Consider the following 17,090-nt stretch of genomic DNA (forward strand, 5'->3'; position numbering starts at 1 on the left):
ATCTGAAATTACGCGAGCTATTGTCTGAATTGACCTGTCGCGGAAGAAAAAGCGCCGCGAGTGCGGCGCTTTAGAGAGGCTTATTTAACCTGGTGTCCTGGCTTCGCGCCTTCATCCGGGGTCAGCAGGAAGATGTCTTTCCCGCCTGGACCGGCGGCCATCACCATCCCTTCTGAGATACCGAAGCGCATTTTACGCGGCGCCAGGTTTGCCACCATGACCGTATGACGACCAATCAGCACCTGTGGGTCCGGATAAGCAGAGCGAATGCCGGAGAAGACGTTACGCTTCTCGCCGCCCAGATCCAGCGTCAGGCGCAGCAACTTGTCCGAGCCATCAACGAATTCAGCGTTTTCAATCAACGCTACGCGCAGATCGACTTTAGCGAAATCGTCAAAGGTAATGGTTTCCTGAATGGGGAAGTCCGCCAGCGGGCCGGTTACCGGAGCCGCCATGGCTTTCACCTCTTCTTTAGAGGCTTCCACCAGCGCTTCCACCTGCTTCATATCGATACGGTTATACAGAGCTTTGAAAGTATTGACCTTATGGCCCAGAAGCGGTTGCGCGATAGCCTCCCAGCGCAGTTCGGTGTTCAGGAATGCTTCAACGCGCTCGCTCAGCGTCGGCAGTACCGGTTTCAGGTACGTCATCAGCACGCGGAACAAGTTGATGCCCATCGAGCAGATCGCCTGCAGATCGGCGTCGCGACCTTCCTGTTTCGCCACCACCCACGGAGCCTGTTCGTCAACGTAGCGGTTCGCGACATCCGCCAGCGCCATGATTTCACGGATCGCTTTGCCGAACTCACGACTTTCCCACGCCTCGCCAATGACAGCCGCTGCATCGGTAAAGGTTTTATACAGCGCAGGGTCAGCCAGTTCAGCCGCCAGTACGCCATCGAAACGTTTGTTAATAAAGCCAGCGTTACGGGAGGCGAGGTTCACCACCTTGTTGACGATATCGGCGTTAACGCGCTGGACGAAGTCTTCCAGATTCAGGTCGATATCATCAATGCGCGAAGAAAGCTTCGCGGTGTAGTAGTAACGCAGGCTATCGGCATCAAAATGGTTCAGCCAGGTGCTGGCCTTAATAAACGTGCCGCGGGATTTGGACATCTTCGCGCCGTTGACCGTGACATAACCATGCACGAACAGGTTCGTCGGTTTACGGAAGTTGCTGCCTTCCAGCATGGCTGGCCAGAACAGGCTGTGGAAGTAAACGATATCTTTGCCGATGAAGTGATACAGTTCGGCAGTTGACTCTTTCTTCCAGTATTCGTCAAAGCTGACGGTATCGCCGCGCTTATCGCACAGGTTTTTGAAAGAGCCCATGTAGCCGATTGGCGCATCCAGCCAGACATAGAAATATTTGCCTGGCGCATTCGGGATTTCAAAACCAAAGTATGGGGCATCGCGGGAGATATCCCACTGCTGCAGGCCGGATTCAAACCATTCCTGCATTTTGTTCGCCACCTGCTCCTGCAACGCGCCGCTACGGGTCCACGCCTGCAGCATTTCGCTAAAAGAGGGCAGGTCAAAGAAGAAGTGTTCGGAATCACGCATCACCGGCGTCGCGCCAGAGACCACGGACTTCGGCTCAATCAGCTCCGTCGGGCTGTAGGTCGCGCCGCACACTTCGCAGTTGTCGCCGTATTGATCCGGTGATTTACATTTCGGGCAGGTGCCTTTCACAAAACGATCCGGCAGGAACATGCCTTTTTCCGGATCGTAGAGCTGAGAAATGGTACGGTTCTTAATAAAACCGTTCTCTTTCAGACGGGTATAAATGAGCTCAGACAACTCCCGGTTCTCGTCGCTGTGCGTGGAGTGGTAGTTGTCATAGCTGATGTTGAACCCGGCGAAATCCGTCTGATGCTCCTGACTCATTTCACCAATCATCTGCTCCGGGGTGATGCCAAGCTGTTGTGCTTTCAGCATGATTGGCGTGCCGTGGGCGTCGTCGGCGCAGATGAAGTTAACCTCGTGGCCGCGCATTCGCTGGTAACGGACCCAGACATCAGCCTGGATGTGCTCCAGCATATGGCCGAGGTGGATTGAGCCGTTGGCGTACGGCAGCGCGCACGTTACCAGAATTTTCTTCGCGACTTGAGTCATAGTAGGTGTTACTTCTTCTCTGTTGAAAGGGGGTTCTGATGTTACCTGAAAGGGAATAACTACGCCAAGAATTAAGGGCATCAAACCACAAATGAATAATTGTTACCGCTGGAGTACACTACCTCACTACAATTGACCTTTTCAGAACAACAAAAAGGAGTCGGGATGAACGCACAATCCCAGGCCAAATCACCAGAAACCCTGCGCGCCATGGTCGCCGGGACGCTGGCGAATTTTCAGCACCCCACCCTGAAGCATAACCTGACAACGCTGAAGGCGTTGCACCACGTCGCCTGGATGGATGACACGCTGCACGTTGAACTGGTCATGCCGTTCGTCTGGCACAGTGCATTTGAGGTGTTAAAAGAGCAATGTAGCGCTGATCTGCTGCGGATCACCGGGGCGAAGGCGATCGACTGGAAGCTTTCTCACAACATCGCCACCCTGAAGCGCGTGAAAAATCAGCCGGGCGTGAACGGCGTGAAGAACATTATCGCCGTCAGTTCCGGCAAAGGCGGCGTCGGTAAATCGTCGACTGCGGTAAACCTGGCGCTGGCGTTGGCGGCAGAAGGGGCGAAAGTGGGGATTCTGGACGCCGACATTTATGGTCCGTCGATCCCAACCATGCTGGGTGCGGAAAACCAGCGCCCAACCTCGCCGGATGGTACCCACATGGCGCCGATCATGTCTCACGGGCTGGCGACAAACTCTATCGGTTATCTGGTCACTGATGATAATGCGATGGTGTGGCGTGGGCCGATGGCCAGTAAAGCGCTGTTGCAGATGCTACAAGAGACGCTGTGGCCGGATCTGGATTACCTCGTGCTGGATATGCCGCCGGGTACCGGTGACATTCAGCTGACTCTGGCGCAAAACATTCCGGTCACGGGAGCCGTGGTGGTCACCACGCCGCAGGACATCGCGCTGATCGACGCTAAAAAAGGCATCGTCATGTTTGAAAAAGTCGAGGTGCCGGTTCTGGGCATTGTCGAAAACATGAGCATGCATATCTGCAGCAACTGCGGTCATCATGAGCCGATCTTTGGTACCGGCGGCGCGCAGAAACTGGCGGAGCAGTATCACACGCAACTGTTGGGGCAAATGCCGCTGCATATCAGTCTGCGTGAAGATCTCGATCGCGGTACGCCAACCGTTGTCAGCCGTCCGGACAGTGATTTCACCGTAATGTATCGCGAACTGGCGGGACGTGTTGCCGCGCAGCTTTACTGGCAGGGTGAAGTCATCCCAGGCGAAATTGCCTTTCGCGCTGTCTGATTTCGGCTAAACGGTTTTATTATCTCTATTCACCGCATTGATTTTATATTGATGTGGTGAATATCTAATTTAAATAACACTCTCTGAATTATGTAGCGCCACTGAATAACGTTGGCGTTTTTCTTAAAAAAACAGCAAAACTCACCATTTAAATTGCTCATTCCGGCACGATTAATTTATTATTTCTATTGGTATGGCAATGGAGTCGTGACCATACTTTACAGGCAGACGTACTGCGCTGTAACTATTTTTACTACAGGGATTGCACGCGATATGAAGAATTATCTGCTGTCAGGAATCATAGTTTTGGCTTACGGAATGAGTTCCTCTGCTTTTTCTTCCGATACCGCAACATTAACTATCAACGGTAGAGTGGCGCTGCCAACGTGCAGTACCGACGTCGTTAACAGTCAGTTGCAGCAGCGTTGTGGTGATACTCTCTCTTCGTTTAATACGCAGGATGCAAAAATCCTCCCATCCGCAAAGGGCGTAACGACCGAAATCACCCATCTTCCCGGCGATACGACCCGACAGATTGTACTTAATCGTTACGATTAATCAGACGGCGGTTTGATTAAACAGACTTTCTTTTAACCGAAATCATCATCGTGAATGATTTCGGTATTTTTATTCCTATCTTATATATTGCTGTACAGTAATTAACTAAATTCAATCACTGTTGAAAATAATTATTTCTCCTTTTATTTACTTGGCCTATATTGCATTATTAAATTTGCGTTAAATCAATAAAACAATGCGGTTACATTGCGGTAACGTACTGTCTGTGAGAATTTACGCCCCGAGATAAGCCTTTTCTTATCAAATAGAAATAATTCAAATCAGGAAAATACTATGAAGCGTTCAATTATGGCCATCGCTGTTCTTTCATCTTTTATTATCAGCGCAAGTGCCGTTGCTGCATCAGGGGGAAACTCTGATTCCGGCGTACTGAAAATTAACGGCAGAGTGGTTGGGACGACATGTCAGTTTATTGACTCAAATACCGCTGAGATCAGCCTGAATGAAATAGGCATGGATAAACTAAGTGATTTAGATGATGGTCAGATTTATACTCCCGTAGTTAATGGGACTCAGCAACCGTTGAGAATTAAATGTCAAGGGAATAACACGCCGCGGGTAACTTTCTCGGCCAGTCAATTTGGTGATAAAAAAATTACGTTTAATAATGGTGATGCAAAAGGGGTGGGTTTTGCGGTTTATTATGGTAATGACAGTAAACAAATTGACCCTGCCGGGAAAATGGATCTTGATCTTGTTAAAAATGCGAATGATGAATATGAGCTCAATTTCTTCGCCCGTTATGCCCGTCTGGGTACGAATGATGTTACAGCAGGTAGTGTAAGTTCAACGTTGACGTTGACGGTCGTGACAGACTGATATATGACACCGGCGGTGTTCGCCGCCGGTTCCTGGTGAGTAAGGTCGCGCAAATAAATATGAAACGTCTGGTTGCAGTATTATTATCTGCCATGATTCTCCCTGCCCACGCAGGCATTATCATTTATGGTACTCGAGTCATTTATCCGGCAGAGAAAAAAGAAGTGGTTGTGCAATTAATGAATGAAGGCAGTAGTGCTTCGCTTGTACAAGCGTGGATTGATGACGGTGATACGTCACTACCACCGGAGAAAATCCATGTTCCTTTTATGTTAACCCCACCGGTAGTGCGTGTCCCTGCCAGCTCCGGGCAGCAGCTTAAAATTAAAAAAGTAGCCAATGTATTACCAGAAAATAGAGAAAGTCTGTTTTATTTGAATGTCCTGGATATTCCGCCAAATAGCGCGGAATCGACAGGTAAAAACATGCTTAAGTTTGCCATGCAAAACAGGATAAAACTGATCTGGCGGCCAAAAGGCATTTCTGCTGTTAGCGAAGACAGCTTTCGACAGTTAGGCTTATCTGCTACCGGCAGGACTCTGGCTTTGAAGAATGACACGGCAAACTGGATTACGGTTGCCGATATTAATGCAGGAACGGTAAAGATAAATGATAAAGCACTCCTGCTGGAACCGTTTTCTACGCAGACCATCAATACGACGTCTGCTGTTGAAAGACAATATGAATTAACTATTATTGATGATAGCGGTAATTACATTAGCAGTAAAATGAGTGTGAAATAAGCAGGAGTTAATTATGCCGCGGATGACCCCTGTTGCATCTATTATATTATTTTCTTTATTTTCTCATCAACTTCACGCTACAGCGACAGAAACATTCGATACCCATTTCATGATGGGAGGCGCAAAAGATCAGAAGGTTTCAAATTTTAGTCTTGATGAAAGTAAACCACTACCGGGTCAGTATGAACTGGATATTTACGTCAACAAACAGTGGCGAGGCAGATATGAGATCACCGTTGATGATGAACCCGATGATGTTTGTCTTTCTGACGATATTTTGCATAACCTCGGTGTTATCACCGACGATCTGAAACCCCAGATACCTGCCCGTTGTATTACCTTAAAGAGTGCGATCCGCAGCGGAAGTTATATGTTTGACATAGGCATTTTCCGTTTAGATCTGAGTGTCCCGCAGGCCTATGTTAGCGAAGTGGAGTCGGGTTACGTTTTACCTGAGAATTGGGAACGCGGAATTAACGCCTTCTATACGTCATATTATGTGAGTCAGTATTACAGCGATGATCGACGTTCAGGAAGTAACAAGAGCACTTATGTCCGGTTTAATAGCGGATTGAACCTACTGGGATGGCAGGCGCATGCGGATACCAGCTTTAATAAAGCCGATGCCAGCCAGGGGGAGTGGAAAAGCAATACGCTGTATCTGGAACGTGGTCTGGCGCGCATCCTTGGTACATTGCGCGCCGGGGATATGTATACGTCACCGGATATCTTCTCTTCGGTACGATTTAGCGGTGTTCGCCTGTTTCGCGATATGCAAATGTTACCAAACTCAAAGCAAAATTTTACGCCGCGAGTGCAGGGGATCGCGCAGAGTAATGCGTTGGTTACTATCGAGCAGAATGGTTTTATCGTTTATCAAAAAGAAGTTCCACCGGGACCATTCTCGATTGCTGATATGCAACTGGCAGGAGGCGGGACCGATCTGGATGTGACGATACGTGAAGCGGACGGTTCAGTCACCACCTATCTGGTACCGTATGCTTCCGTCCCTAACATGTTACAGCCGGGGGTTTCAAAATATGATTTTGCGGCCGGGCGCAGCCATATCGAAGGGGCTACAAACCAGTCCGATTTTGCGCAGGCCAGTTATCAGTACGGATTAAACAATGTGCTGACGTTGTTTGGCGGCACTCTGTTTTCTAATCACTACAATGCGTTCACCTTAGGAACCGGATGGAATACGCGCATCGGTGCGATTTCTGTGGATGCCACCCAGTCGCACAGTAAACAGGACAGCGGCGACGTATTCAATGGTCAGAGTTACCAGCTCGCCTATAACAAATATGTGGCGCAAACCGCGACCCGTTTTGGGCTAGCGGCATATCGCTTTTCATCGCGTGGCTATCGGACATTCAACGATCACGTCTGGGCGAATAACAAAAACAGTTATCATCGTGATGAGAACGACGTTTACGATGTCGTTGATTATTATCAAAACGATTTTGGGCGTAAAAATACTTTCTCGGCAAATATCAGTCAGCCTTTGCCAGAAGGATGGGGTTCGGTTTCATTGAGTTCACTGTGGCGAGATTACTGGGGGCGAAGCGGCAATAGTGAAGATTATCAGCTCAGTTATTCGAATAGCTGGCAGCGGATTAGTTATACGTTTTCAGCCAGTCAGACTTACGACGAAGACCATCATGAAGATAAACGGTTTAACCTGTTTTTTTCTATCCCATTTGACTGGGGAGACGGTATTACCACGCCGCATCGTTACCTGAACATGTCCAATTCAACCACGTTTGATGAGAATGGACTGACTTCAAATAATATCGGTTTAAACGGAACGGCAGGCGATCGCGATCAATTTATTTATGGTGTTAACCTGAACCACCAACGGCAGGATAATGAAACGGCCATGGGGGAAACGTCACCTGGAATACCCCAATCGCCGCTATTAATGGCAATTACAGTCAGTCGACACAATATAATCAGGCTGGCGGCAGTCTTTCTGGAGGCGTGGTGCTGTGGTCTGGTGGTGTGAATTTATCGAATCGACTGTCGGATACGTTTGCCATTATGCAAGCGCCGGGTCTGGAAGGCGCCTACGTTAATGGACAAAAATATCGGACGACGAATGCCAACGGAACCGTCGTTTACGATAGTCTGACACCCTATCGTGAAAATCACCTGCTGCTCGATGTTTCGCAAAGCGACAGTGAAACCGAGCTTCGTGGCAACCGTAAAATTACTTCGCCTTATCGTGGTGCGGTTTTGCTGGTACGTTTTGATACCGATCAGCGTAAGCCGTGGTTTATTAAAGCCCAACGCCCGGATGGCTCGCCCTTAATCTTTGGCTATGAAGTGAATGATATCCATGGGAACAATGTGGGCGTTGTGGGGCAGGGAAGCCAGCTTTTTATCCGTCTGAATGAAATGCCGCCGAAAATCAGCGTAGCGGTAGATAAAGAAAAAGGGCTTTCATGCTCAATCACCTTTGGGAAAATGATTGATGAAAGTAAAGTTTATATTTGTCGATAATGACGGACACTGTTTTGAAAATTAATTTTTGGCTTTTAATGATTCTGATGACGGTGCTACCTGCCTCTTATGCTGGATGTAAAGGAAGTCTCTCTTATGAGGATACACTCACTCTCCGAGAAGATTTTGCTATAAATCCTTCACAGTCAGAGTCCTATAATCACCAGTTTAACGATCTGACTTGCGCGGGAACGAATACTATTACCCCGTTAAAAACATCGGATATTGTCGTTGGGTTATATAATGATACCGTAAAGCTAGCATTGAAAGTGACGTGGTTAAATAGTTCCGAGGTGAGTTTATCCGCTGGGAAAGGTGACTTTTCAGCGGGTTATAGAGTCGATGTTTCGCCTGCAAACAGTGGCGCGTCTGTGAACATTTCGGCGGGTTCCGGGAACAGCGTCTATATCAAAGATGTCGCTTCGCTTTCCAGCGCCACAGCGACGTCTCAGAGTTCCGCATTCTTCACCTTAGTGGTTTGCTTGCTGTCAGGTAAATCATGGGAACCCTGCATAACCAGCTACCATAACTCGCTGGCAAAGGACGGCGGATTTTATTCTTCGAATTTGCGTGTAACCTACAACAGGAAGCAAACGACCTGCAAACCAGAGGATTTGAATATTACATTGCCTGATATTGCGCTTTCTGAACTGACTGTTAACGGAAAGGTCGCCCGCAAAAACGCGAGCGAAAATATTCGATTGCAATGTGATAATCTTTTTGGTGACCGTAAGCAGACGTCGCGTAAAATGGTCGTTTATCTCTCCAGCAGCGATCTATTAGCGGGAAGCGGTTTTATTCTTCGTGGTAATAAAGACAATGGCGTTGGGTTTACCCTGGAGAACAATAATCAAGTCGTCAATATATCCAGTGTGACTGAACAAGGTGGCGCCACCCTGTTATGGAAAGTTGATAAGCCAGGAGACGTGGTGAGCAGCAATACAGTGAGCATTCCCATCCTTGCCAGTTATTACGTGTATGACAAGAGTAAAGTAAAACCGGGTAACCTCAGCGCCACCGCGCTAATTTACGTGAAGTATGACTGACTGTGCCGGGGTTATCCTGATGACCTTAATGATAAAGTAAGCGTTGGATTCCCCCTCAGCCTGAGGGGGTGAATCTCAACGGTGATAGAAAATCTCGCCGTCGTAGGCTTTAATAATTTTACCGTCAGCATCATTGATCAGCACGTATGCGCCGCCCATGTAGGTCCAGTGCGTCCCGGCATCTGGCGCAGGTAAATTACGCAGATTCCACTGCTTAATGGTGTACTCGTCAGTGCGATACATCTCTGGCACCGTATCGCCAGGCTTGAAGTGGGTGAAGTCAGCGATGAAGCCACTGAGTTCATACTGATCAATCCCCTTCGCGGGGACGGCTGTAGCTGGTGCGGCCCAGACCGCGCTGGATGCGAGCAGCAGCGCGCCTATCACCAATTTATTCTTCATACTTCTACGCTCTCCACTGTTAGGACCCTCAAAATCAGTCGTGTATCTTTCCCGGCCTTCATGATAACTGACAAGCGCGGGTTTGTTAGATTCCCGAAAAATTCGTAAAAAATGTAAATACTTTTTCTCGACTGACACTGCACTATAGAAGAATTCGGCTAAAAATGATGGGTCGTTCGAACATTTTTGGACCGCTGACAACAAATATCAGTGACCCCAGATGCAGAAACGCAAGCGTTCGGCGTACATGACCCCTGCCGTAAAACCCACCAGTATCATAAGGAGATTCAGGCAGACATGAAGAATGATAAATTTCGACATAATAGATTTCATTTAAAAATATGCATAAAGGACTCAGGTGATTATCATTTTTATTTATAACAAATTATTAATGTCAACATATAAATAGATTTGAACCCAAACTATGATTTAGCCAAAACCCTTACATATTGATAAAGATCATGAATTTAATCTTATTTAAATTGCATGCCTCGAAACGATTGATGACATTGGTTTTTTGTATTTGCATCGTTAATTGATTGCTAATGTAAGAATCAAAGAAAAAACATTTAGATAGGATTATTCTTAATGTTGTCGATTAAACGTTTTTTCCAGAACCCGGAAGGTATAACGATATTGACAGAAAGAAATAGTATAAATATTCTGCAAATCAAATATTGATATATTAATAAATCTGCCTGTTCAGGCAGGTTTGTATTATTTTGTTAATTAATGATGGTGATGGCAGTGATGAACGTGTTAAGTGTGAAAAAAATCGTTTATATGCTCCTTGCGAGCAGTATTTTGTCTGGCTGTGTATCGGAAGAACAGCGCCTCGCACGCTGCGAAGCCAAAGGCGTGAGTCGTGATGTCTGTTATCAGGTTGAACAGTCTCATCAACAGATGATGATCAATAACGCGGAGCAAAACGCATATGCCAATGCGCGTAAAGCGGTAAAGCAATATGCTCAGGCGGCAAAGAAAAAAACGGTATATCACTTTGAAGGCATGGAAATTAAAAAGGTGAGTACAGGGTTAGATATTGATGGTGTTCCGGCCGCCGTCGATGAGAAAGCGGATAAAGCGACAATCTATCAGCAAGGTTTACATTATTTTGTCGTGTATACCAACGGGCGGTTAGCCGTGCTGAACGATCAGCGTCAGATGCTGGGGTGGGCGAAATGAGAAATACGCTTTTAGGACTTATTCTGCTGACGTCCTTTTCTGCAGGTGCTTCTGAGATTGCAGAGGCACAACAAGCCGTTGCTCATGCCCAACGAATGGTTGACGCGGCAAAAGGAGATGTCGTCGCCGCGCAAGCGAATTATGGTAAAGGGAGTGTGTCAAGTTGGGCAGATGCGTCAAATCGCGCAGGCGCATTTCAGTCGCAGGCCTTCTCGAATTTAAAGGCGGCAGAGGATGATCTTGCTAACGCGATAAAAGCCCACGACGAGGCGATGGCCAAAGCTAATGTAATTGGTGCCATTGGCACGGGGAAAAATACGATTAATGTGGCTGCAGGGAGTCTGAAACCAACAGCACTGGTGCAAACATCGCATGGTCTGGTGCCTGCGGGATCGTTGCCAAAGCATGCGCAGGTAGCGGTTGCTTTTAATAGTGCATTTGGCCCGACAGCTAAAGGCGGAAATTCTCGTTCTGCAGGGGCCAGTCACACAGAGCATGGCACCGGAAATGGTAGCAATAATGCGGCGAATTCACATAGCGCGCATGGCTTAGGCGGCGGCGATCATATTGGCGGCGGCCGTGCGGGTGGCGGTTTTCACTATTAATGTTCAGGCTGAAAAGGTAAATGCAGAGTAGCGAAAGGGTTACAAATCGGGCCGGTGAGGGTATCATCACGCGGGTGACTTAACTCGTCACGCAGACAAATTTCGTTAATGACTCGGGGTGCCCCTTTTCACGAAGGGCTGAGAAATACCCGTACCACCTGATCTGGATAATGCCAGCGTAGGGAAGTCAGACACTGCTCGTGTCCCTTCTTCGCGCGGGCAGGAGCGTAACCATGCAGCCTGACCTGCACAGCCGCGAACATGCGGTTCGTACCTTACAAGATTTTCGCGCCCTCTCTCCGTTAACACATTGTATGACCAACGATGTCGTACAGAGTTTTACTGCCAATGCGCTACTGGCGCTGGGGGCTTCTCCGGCGATGGTGATTGAGCCTGAAGAAGCTCGCCAGTTTGCAGCCCTTGCCAGCGCGTTGCTCATCAACGTCGGTACGCTGACGCAACCACGTGCGCATGCGATGCGGGCGGCGGTTGAGCAGGCGAACAGCGCCAAAACCCCCTGGACGCTGGACCCGGTCGCCGTAGGCGCGCTTGAATATCGTCGCCGTTTCTGCCTTGAACTCCTTGCCTTAACACCGGCAGCCATTCGCGGTAACGCCTCTGAGATCCTGGCGTTAGCCGGCGAAAGCGCGAGGGGGCGCGGAGTGGACGCCACCGATCCGGTTGCAGCGGCTCTGCCGGCGGCGCAGATTCTGGCACGCCAGACCGGCGCTGTTGTGGTCGTTACTGGCGAAGTGGATTACATCACCGACGGCGAGCGCACTCTGAGCGTCACCGGCGGCGATCCGCTGATGACGAAAGTCGTGGGCACCGGCTGTGCGCTTTCTGCCGTGGTCGCCGCCAGTTGCGCGCTACCTGGAAGCCGGATCGAAAACATCGCGTCCGCCTGCGGATGGATGAAACTGGCAGGGCAGCGCGCCAGCAAAATCTGTCACGGACCGGGCAGTTTTGTTCCGGCGTTTCTCGACGCGCTCTACGCCCTGGATACGGAGGTCGCAGCATGAAACGGATTAATGCACTGACCATTGCTGGCACTGACCCCAGCGGCGGCGCTGGCATTCAGGCCGATCTGAAAACCTTCTCGGCGCTCGGCGCTTACGGCTGTGCGGTAATTACCGCGCTGGTGGCGCAGAATACGCGTGGCGTGCAGTCGGTGTATCGCATTGAACCGGATTTTGTCGCCGCCCAGCTCGATTCGGTATTCAGTGATGTGCGCATCGATACCACCAAAATCGGCATGCTGGCGGAAACCGATATCGTCGAGGCGGTAGCGGAGCGACTGGAACGCCATCAGGTGCAGAATGTGGTACTGGACACGGTCATGCTGGCGAAAAGCGGCGATCCGTTGTTGTCGCCTTCCGCCGTTGAGACATTGCGCAGGCGGCTGTTGCCACGGGTTTCGCTGATTACGCCCAACCTGCCTGAAGCGGCGGCGCTGCTGGATTGCCCGCACGCGCGAACGGAAAAGGAGATGCTGGAACAGGGGCGGGCGCTGCTGGCGATGGGCTGTGGCGCGGTGCTGATGAAAGGCGGTCATCTGGACGATGAGCAAAGTCCTGACTGGCTCTTTACGGCGACCGGTGAACAGCGCTTTACCGCACCGCGGGTGATGACCAAAAACACGCACGGCACCGGATGTACGCTCTCTGCGGCGCTGGCCGCGCTGCGTCCACGCCATCGTGACTGGGCCGGGGCGGTGCAGGAGGCTAAAATCTGGCTGTCGGCGGCGCTGGCGCAGGCCGACACGCTGGAAGTCGGGCACGGCATTGGGCCGGTTCATCATTTCCACGCGTATTGGTAGCGTATATACTGGCAGCAGACTGGCTGTCAGGAAAAAGACTCATGGAACAAGCGCATACTCAACTTATCGCGCAACTGAACGAACGTATTTCAGCGGTGGACAATACCCCGCTGTATATCAAGTTTGCCGAGACGGTGAAAAATGCCGTGCGCAGTGGTGCGCTTGCGCATGGCAACATCTTGCCCGGCGAGCGCGATCTCAGTCAGTTAACGGGCGTCTCGCGCATCACGGTACGCAAAGCGATGCAGGCGCTGGAAGAAGAGGGCGTGGTGACGCGTGCGCGCGGCTACGGCACGCAGATCAACAACATCTTTGAATATTCGCTCAAAGAGGCGCGTGGGTTTTCTCAACAGGTGGTTCTGCGCGGGAAAAAACCGGATACCTTATGGGTCAATAAACGGGTGGTTAAGTGTCCGGAAGAGGTGGCGCAACAGCTGGCGATTGCCGCCGGCAGCGATGTGTTTTTGCTTAAGCGCATCCGCTACGTTGATGAGGACGCGGTTTCTATCGAAGAGTCATGGGTACCCGCGCATCTTATTCATGATGCCGATGAAATTGGCATATCGCTGTACGACTATTTCCGCAGCCAGCAGATTCATCCCCAGCGCACCCGCTCACGGGTGAGTGCAAAGATGCCGGATGCCGAGTTCCAGTCGCATATCCAGATGGACAGCAAAGTGCCGGTGCTGGTGATCAAGCAGGTGGCGCTTGACCAGCAGCAGCGACCCATCGAGTACAGCATCAGCTACTGTCGAAGCGATTTATACGTCTTTGTGTGCGAGGAGTAACTCCTCGCGAAACGGCGCGCAGTCACCGCCGCGATGTCCAACCACCCACGATGCCACGGCGTTGCCGAGCAGTACGGCATCCGCCAGCGACCAACCCGACGCCAGCCCGGCCAGCATGCCGCCCGCGTGGCTGTCACCTGCGCCAATCGTATCAACGACCGTTGTCGGGAAGGCGGGTACGCATCCGGAAGATTGCGCGCTGAAATACCAGGCGCCTTCTTTGTCATGGCGCACAATTAATGGCGCAGCAAATCGCTTCACCCATTGCGCACCTAAACCTTCCACATCCAGGCTCAGACCAAACCGTTCCGCCGCGATTTCGGCTTCCTGACGATTGAGCGATACCAGCGGACGACAGGCCAGAATGCGTGCCATTAGCGCATCAGGAATATCGCCAATGCGCGGGCCAAAATCGATAAATGGCATAACGCGATCCAGTCCTTCCAGCCATTGCACCAGCAGCTCGCCGCAGGGCGAGGCCAACTGATAGCCCGAAAGATAAATCAGGCTGTCAGGTGGGATGGTGAGCTGAGCCAGCCAGTCGGCATTCCACTGGTTTTCAACGCCGCTGAATGACATGAATGTACGCTCGCCATCCGGTTCGACCAGCGCCAGGCACCAGCCGTTGTCGCCTTGCGTGGTCTCAATGAGGCTGTGTAACCCTTCTTTCGTCATCCGGTTACGAATGATCTCCGCCCACACGCCCTGGCCCAGCGGCAGGGCGTTACCGGCATCAATACCCAGCCGTTTCAGCGCCACGGCGATGTTCAGCGCGCAGCCGCCGACGTTAACGCCTTGCTGTTTCAGCTCAATATCACAACCACGCCAGGGCAGGGCATAAGCATCAGCGATGACATCGATGACCGCCGCGCCGACAACCGTGACCGGCTGGCGAGTCATTAAACCCGGCAACAGTTCGGCTAAACGTGAAGTGTTCATGACGCCTCCCGACGTTGGCGAAGACGAGCAAGCGCCGTCGCATAGCGGCTGAAATCGAGCTGATTGACCGTATCCAGCTCTTGTTTCCATACCGGGTTGATGGCGCTTACACCTTGCAACGCGCCGCAAATGGCCGTTGCCATTGCCCCAATGGTATCGGTATCGCCGCCGAGATTGGCACACAAAATGGCGCAGCGATTGGGATCCGTTTGCGCCAGTTCGACCATCGCGATGGCGCAGGCCACCGATTCGATCGTGCTGGTTCCGGCGCCAATCACCTGATACAACTGTTCGCTTGCCGCTTCGGCTCCGTCAGCATGGCGCACAATTTTGAGCGCCATCTCCAGACGCGCACAGAGCGATGCGCTAAACGTGGTAATGCGCTTTTGCTGGGCGTGCAGGGCGATGGCGGGAAGCGAGTCAACTATCGTGGCCCAGGAATCACCCTCGACCGCCCGTGAAATCGCCCATGCCACCACCACAGCACCGGCAATAGCCAGATCGGATTTGTGCGTCGGGCTGGAGGCCAGCGCGACATCATCAATAAACGCATCCAGATCGCGGGCGGGCAGCAGACATCCCAATGGCGATACGCGCATGGCCGCGCCGTTGGTGACGCCGTTATTCTCCAGTTCTGCGACCGGCTTCCCGTCGCGAATCGCGTTCAGGGCGATTTTCGACGTCGGCCCGAGGACGTTTTTATTGAAGGCGTCAAAGCGCAACGCCCAGTCGAGAATGTTACGTCCAATCAGGTCCGGGTCGATCTCGCCGTCGCGTTCCAGCAGAGCATCCGCCAGACAGAGCGCCATTGAGGTATCGTCGGTAAATTCTGCGCGGCCAAAATAACAGGCCGCGTTATTTTCTTTTGGGCCCGGCAGAAAGCGGTCAATCCAGCCAAAGTGTGCTTTGACGCGGGTTCTTGGCCACAGTTCTGACGGCATACCCATCGCATCCCCTAACGCCTGCCCGTAAAGAGCACCGAGAATACGTTCTGCTTTCATTTTACTTCCCCTTGTGTCAACGCAGTCTCGCGAACCTCAATAGCGGTAATTTCTTTGTCCGATTCGCGAAAGAAAATCATAAATAGTACGGCTATCACGGCGATCATCACCGCCCCGAATGTCCACATGCCAGCCCAGTTGAAGGTCAGGCCATTGACCGGCTCCGGATAAGCAAACATTTTTTCCATCATCACGCCGCCAAGACGGTAGCCCAGCAGGCTGCCGAAACCCTGACAGCAGAGCGTAATCAACCCCTGTGCGGCGGTACGCATGTGCACTGGCGCTTTTTTATCGACGTAGATATACGCCGTCACGTAGTAGAAGTCGTAGCTCACACCGTGCAGCAAAATACCGAGGAACAGCAGGGCATAGGTGAAGTATTCGTCTGCGCCGCCGTAGATGAAGAAACCGTAGCGGATCGCCGCTGTGATAAGACCAAGTAACAATACCTTCTTAATACCAAAGCGTTTCGTAAAGAAGGGCAGCGCCAGCATAAAGAAGATTTCGGAGAACTGACCGAGGGTCATCCAGCCAGTGGCGTTTTTCATCCCCACTTCGGTCAGATACCCATTGGCGAAGATGTAATAGAACGCCAGCGGCATCGCGAACAGGAACGAGCAGAAGAAAAAGACGAGGAAGTTTTTATCACGCAGCAGGATCAGCGCATCCAGACCCAGCATGACTTTTACGTCCATCTTGCCGGTGCTTTTCGGCGGGGTATCCGGCAGGAAGAAGGCAAACACACCCAGCAGCGCAGAGCTGGCCGCCGTCACCAGCAGCGGGATGTTGGTTGGCGAGATGTCGTTATAACCCAGCATCTGTGGCAGAAATCCACAGGCGAGACCAGAGGCAATCCAGCCGATGGTGCCCATCACGCGGATGCGCGGGAAGTCACGCTCCACGTCCGGCACGTTAGCAAACGCGATGCTGTTGGTCAGCGCAATGGTTGGCATATAGGTGAGCGAGTAGGCCAGCAGCAGCGGGAAGAATCCACCGAACGTCGTCTGCTGAGCGGCAAAATACATCAGCACTGCACCGGCGAACATCAGGACTGCCAGCACTTTTTGCGCCGAGAAGAAGCGGTCGGTCAGCGAGCCCACGAGGATCGGCGACAGAATCGCGGCGATCGCTGTACAGGCATAAGACCAGCCAATCTCACCGGCGGTAAAACCACTTTTACTCAACCAGAGCCAGAGTGGAACAAACCAGGCTCCCCAGATAAACCATTCAACGAACATCATGAACGACAGTTTCACTGTAGTTTTCATCTTTA

General features: G+C 51.2%; 15 protein-coding genes, 1 pseudogene and 1 riboswitch. Of the genes and pseudogenes, 11 read left to right on the forward strand and 5 right to left on the reverse strand.

Annotated features, from left to right (window positions below):
* Positions 1–80 precede the first annotated feature (80 nt).
* Positions 81–2,114 carry a methionine--tRNA ligase gene (gene metG / locus WM46_RS02625; protein ID WP_061074683.1) on the reverse strand — a complete coding sequence of 678 codons (2,034 nt, stop codon included), beginning with the start codon at positions 2,112–2,114 and terminating at the stop codon, positions 81–83.
* Between the two features lie 165 nt (positions 2,115–2,279).
* On the opposite strand from metG, the gene apbC reads away from it, so the two are divergent.
* The 6 genes and pseudogenes from apbC (at position 2,280) to WM46_RS02655 (ending at position 9,078) form a co-directional block, all read left to right on the forward strand.
* The gene (gene apbC, locus WM46_RS02630) at positions 2,280–3,389 is read left to right on the forward strand and encodes an iron-sulfur cluster carrier protein ApbC (RefSeq protein ID WP_061074682.1); all 1,110 of its coding nucleotides are present in this window, start codon (positions 2,280–2,282) and stop codon (positions 3,387–3,389) included.
* A 273-nt stretch (positions 3,390–3,662) separates the two neighbouring features.
* Positions 3,663–3,947, forward strand: coding sequence for a DUF2574 family protein (locus tag WM46_RS02635; protein WP_102601334.1), 285 nt, complete (start codon positions 3,663–3,665; stop codon positions 3,945–3,947).
* A 294-nt stretch (positions 3,948–4,241) separates the two neighbouring features.
* Positions 4,242–4,787: a fimbrial protein YehD gene (gene yehD / locus WM46_RS02640; RefSeq protein ID WP_102601335.1), complete on the forward strand. Its 546-nt coding sequence runs from the start codon at positions 4,242–4,244 to the stop codon at positions 4,785–4,787.
* Positions 4,788–4,846: 59 nt separating this feature from the next.
* On the forward strand, positions 4,847–5,530 hold the full coding sequence (locus tag WM46_RS02645) for a fimbria/pilus periplasmic chaperone (protein WP_102601336.1): 684 nt from the start codon (positions 4,847–4,849) through the stop codon (positions 5,528–5,530).
* 13 nt (positions 5,531–5,543) lie between these two features.
* A pseudogene (locus WM46_RS02650) lies at positions 5,544–8,032 on the forward strand (fimbrial biogenesis outer membrane usher protein).
* Between the two features lie 14 nt (positions 8,033–8,046).
* On the forward strand, positions 8,047–9,078 hold the full coding sequence (locus tag WM46_RS02655) for a putative fimbrial-like adhesin protein (RefSeq protein ID WP_262360443.1): 1,032 nt from the start codon (positions 8,047–8,049) through the stop codon (positions 9,076–9,078).
* A 75-nt stretch (positions 9,079–9,153) separates the two neighbouring features.
* Here the strand turns inward: WM46_RS02655 and rcnB are convergent, their stop codons facing one another.
* Complete coding sequence (gene rcnB, locus WM46_RS02660) at positions 9,154–9,480, reverse strand: Ni(II)/Co(II) efflux transporter accessory subunit RcnB (protein ID WP_061074681.1); 327 nt, start codon at positions 9,478–9,480, stop codon at positions 9,154–9,156.
* Positions 9,481–10,230: 750 nt separating this feature from the next.
* On the opposite strand from rcnB, the gene WM46_RS02665 reads away from it, so the two are divergent.
* The 5 genes from WM46_RS02665 to WM46_RS02685 all read left to right on the forward strand — a co-directional run bounded on the left by WM46_RS02665 (position 10,231) and on the right by WM46_RS02685 (position 13,877).
* Positions 10,231–10,665 (forward strand): hypothetical protein, encoded by a 435-nt coding sequence (locus tag WM46_RS02665; protein ID WP_187394434.1) that lies wholly within the window; start codon positions 10,231–10,233, stop codon positions 10,663–10,665.
* Complete coding sequence (locus WM46_RS02670; protein WP_102601337.1) at positions 10,662–11,270, forward strand: hypothetical protein; 609 nt, start codon at positions 10,662–10,664, stop codon at positions 11,268–11,270. The genes WM46_RS02665 and WM46_RS02670 overlap by 4 nt, the downstream gene beginning before the upstream one ends.
* Before the next feature lie 104 nt (positions 11,271–11,374).
* Positions 11,375–11,472, forward strand: a riboswitch (TPP riboswitch).
* A 31-nt stretch (positions 11,473–11,503) separates the two neighbouring features.
* Positions 11,504–12,292 carry a hydroxyethylthiazole kinase gene (gene thiM / locus WM46_RS02675; protein ID WP_102601338.1) on the forward strand — a complete coding sequence of 263 codons (789 nt, stop codon included), beginning with the start codon at positions 11,504–11,506 and terminating at the stop codon, positions 12,290–12,292.
* Complete coding sequence (gene thiD, locus WM46_RS02680) at positions 12,289–13,089, forward strand: bifunctional hydroxymethylpyrimidine kinase/phosphomethylpyrimidine kinase (protein WP_061074679.1); 801 nt, start codon at positions 12,289–12,291, stop codon at positions 13,087–13,089. The genes thiM and thiD overlap by 4 nt, the downstream gene beginning before the upstream one ends.
* Before the next feature lie 41 nt (positions 13,090–13,130).
* Complete coding sequence (locus tag WM46_RS02685) at positions 13,131–13,877, forward strand: GntR family transcriptional regulator (protein ID WP_102601339.1); 747 nt, start codon at positions 13,131–13,133, stop codon at positions 13,875–13,877.
* Here WM46_RS02685 and WM46_RS02690 read toward each other — a convergent pair.
* Genes WM46_RS02690 through WM46_RS02700 form a run of 3 tightly spaced genes read right to left on the reverse strand, consistent with a single transcriptional unit; the run spans position 13,851 to position 17,085 of the window.
* Positions 13,851–14,816, reverse strand: coding sequence for a PfkB family carbohydrate kinase (locus WM46_RS02690; protein WP_102601340.1), 966 nt, complete (start codon positions 14,814–14,816; stop codon positions 13,851–13,853). The two genes, WM46_RS02685 and WM46_RS02690, sit on opposite strands and share 27 nt — an antisense overlap.
* Positions 14,813–15,817: an ADP-ribosylglycohydrolase family protein gene (locus WM46_RS02695; RefSeq protein ID WP_102601341.1), complete on the reverse strand. Its 1,005-nt coding sequence runs from the start codon at positions 15,815–15,817 to the stop codon at positions 14,813–14,815. Before WM46_RS02695 ends, WM46_RS02690 begins: the two co-directional genes overlap by 4 nt.
* A complete protein-coding gene (locus tag WM46_RS02700) occupies positions 15,814–17,085 on the reverse strand; it encodes a nucleoside permease (protein ID WP_061074675.1) in 1,272 nt (423 codons plus the stop codon). Before WM46_RS02700 ends, WM46_RS02695 begins: the two co-directional genes overlap by 4 nt.
* Between the last annotated feature and the right edge of the window lie 5 nt (positions 17,086–17,090).

Source organism: Citrobacter freundii complex sp. CFNIH2 (assembly GCF_002880615.1).
In the GTDB taxonomy this organism is placed as follows: domain Bacteria; phylum Pseudomonadota; class Gammaproteobacteria; order Enterobacterales; family Enterobacteriaceae; genus Citrobacter_A; species Citrobacter_A amalonaticus_F.

Excerpts from the sequence above, each read along its gene's own strand:
- WM46_RS02685 (WP_102601339.1), top strand. The coding sequence starts at position 13,131 with ATGGAACAAGCGCATACTCAACTTATCGCGCAACTGAACGAACGTATT.
- WM46_RS02695 (WP_102601341.1), bottom strand. The coding sequence starts at position 15,817 with ATGAAAGCAGAACGTATTCTCGGTGCTCTTTACGGGCAGGCGTTAGGG.
- WM46_RS02670 (WP_102601337.1), top strand. The coding sequence starts at position 10,662 with ATGAGAAATACGCTTTTAGGACTTATTCTGCTGACGTCCTTTTCTGCA.
- WM46_RS02665 (WP_187394434.1), top strand. The coding sequence starts at position 10,231 with ATGAACGTGTTAAGTGTGAAAAAAATCGTTTATATGCTCCTTGCGAGC.
- metG (WP_061074683.1), bottom strand. The coding sequence starts at position 2,114 with ATGACTCAAGTCGCGAAGAAAATTCTGGTAACGTGCGCGCTGCCGTAC.
- rcnB (WP_061074681.1), bottom strand. The coding sequence starts at position 9,480 with ATGAAGAATAAATTGGTGATAGGCGCGCTGCTGCTCGCATCCAGCGCG.
- thiD (WP_061074679.1), top strand. The coding sequence starts at position 12,289 with ATGAAACGGATTAATGCACTGACCATTGCTGGCACTGACCCCAGCGGC.
- yehD (WP_102601335.1), top strand. The coding sequence starts at position 4,242 with ATGAAGCGTTCAATTATGGCCATCGCTGTTCTTTCATCTTTTATTATC.
- WM46_RS02645 (WP_102601336.1), top strand. The coding sequence starts at position 4,847 with ATGAAACGTCTGGTTGCAGTATTATTATCTGCCATGATTCTCCCTGCC.
- WM46_RS02635 (WP_102601334.1), top strand. The coding sequence starts at position 3,663 with ATGAAGAATTATCTGCTGTCAGGAATCATAGTTTTGGCTTACGGAATG.
- WM46_RS02690 (WP_102601340.1), bottom strand. The coding sequence starts at position 14,816 with ATGAACACTTCACGTTTAGCCGAACTGTTGCCGGGTTTAATGACTCGC.
- thiM (WP_102601338.1), top strand. The coding sequence starts at position 11,504 with ATGCAGCCTGACCTGCACAGCCGCGAACATGCGGTTCGTACCTTACAA.
- apbC (WP_061074682.1), top strand. The coding sequence starts at position 2,280 with ATGAACGCACAATCCCAGGCCAAATCACCAGAAACCCTGCGCGCCATG.
- WM46_RS02700 (WP_061074675.1), bottom strand. The coding sequence starts at position 17,085 with ATGAAAACTACAGTGAAACTGTCGTTCATGATGTTCGTTGAATGGTTT.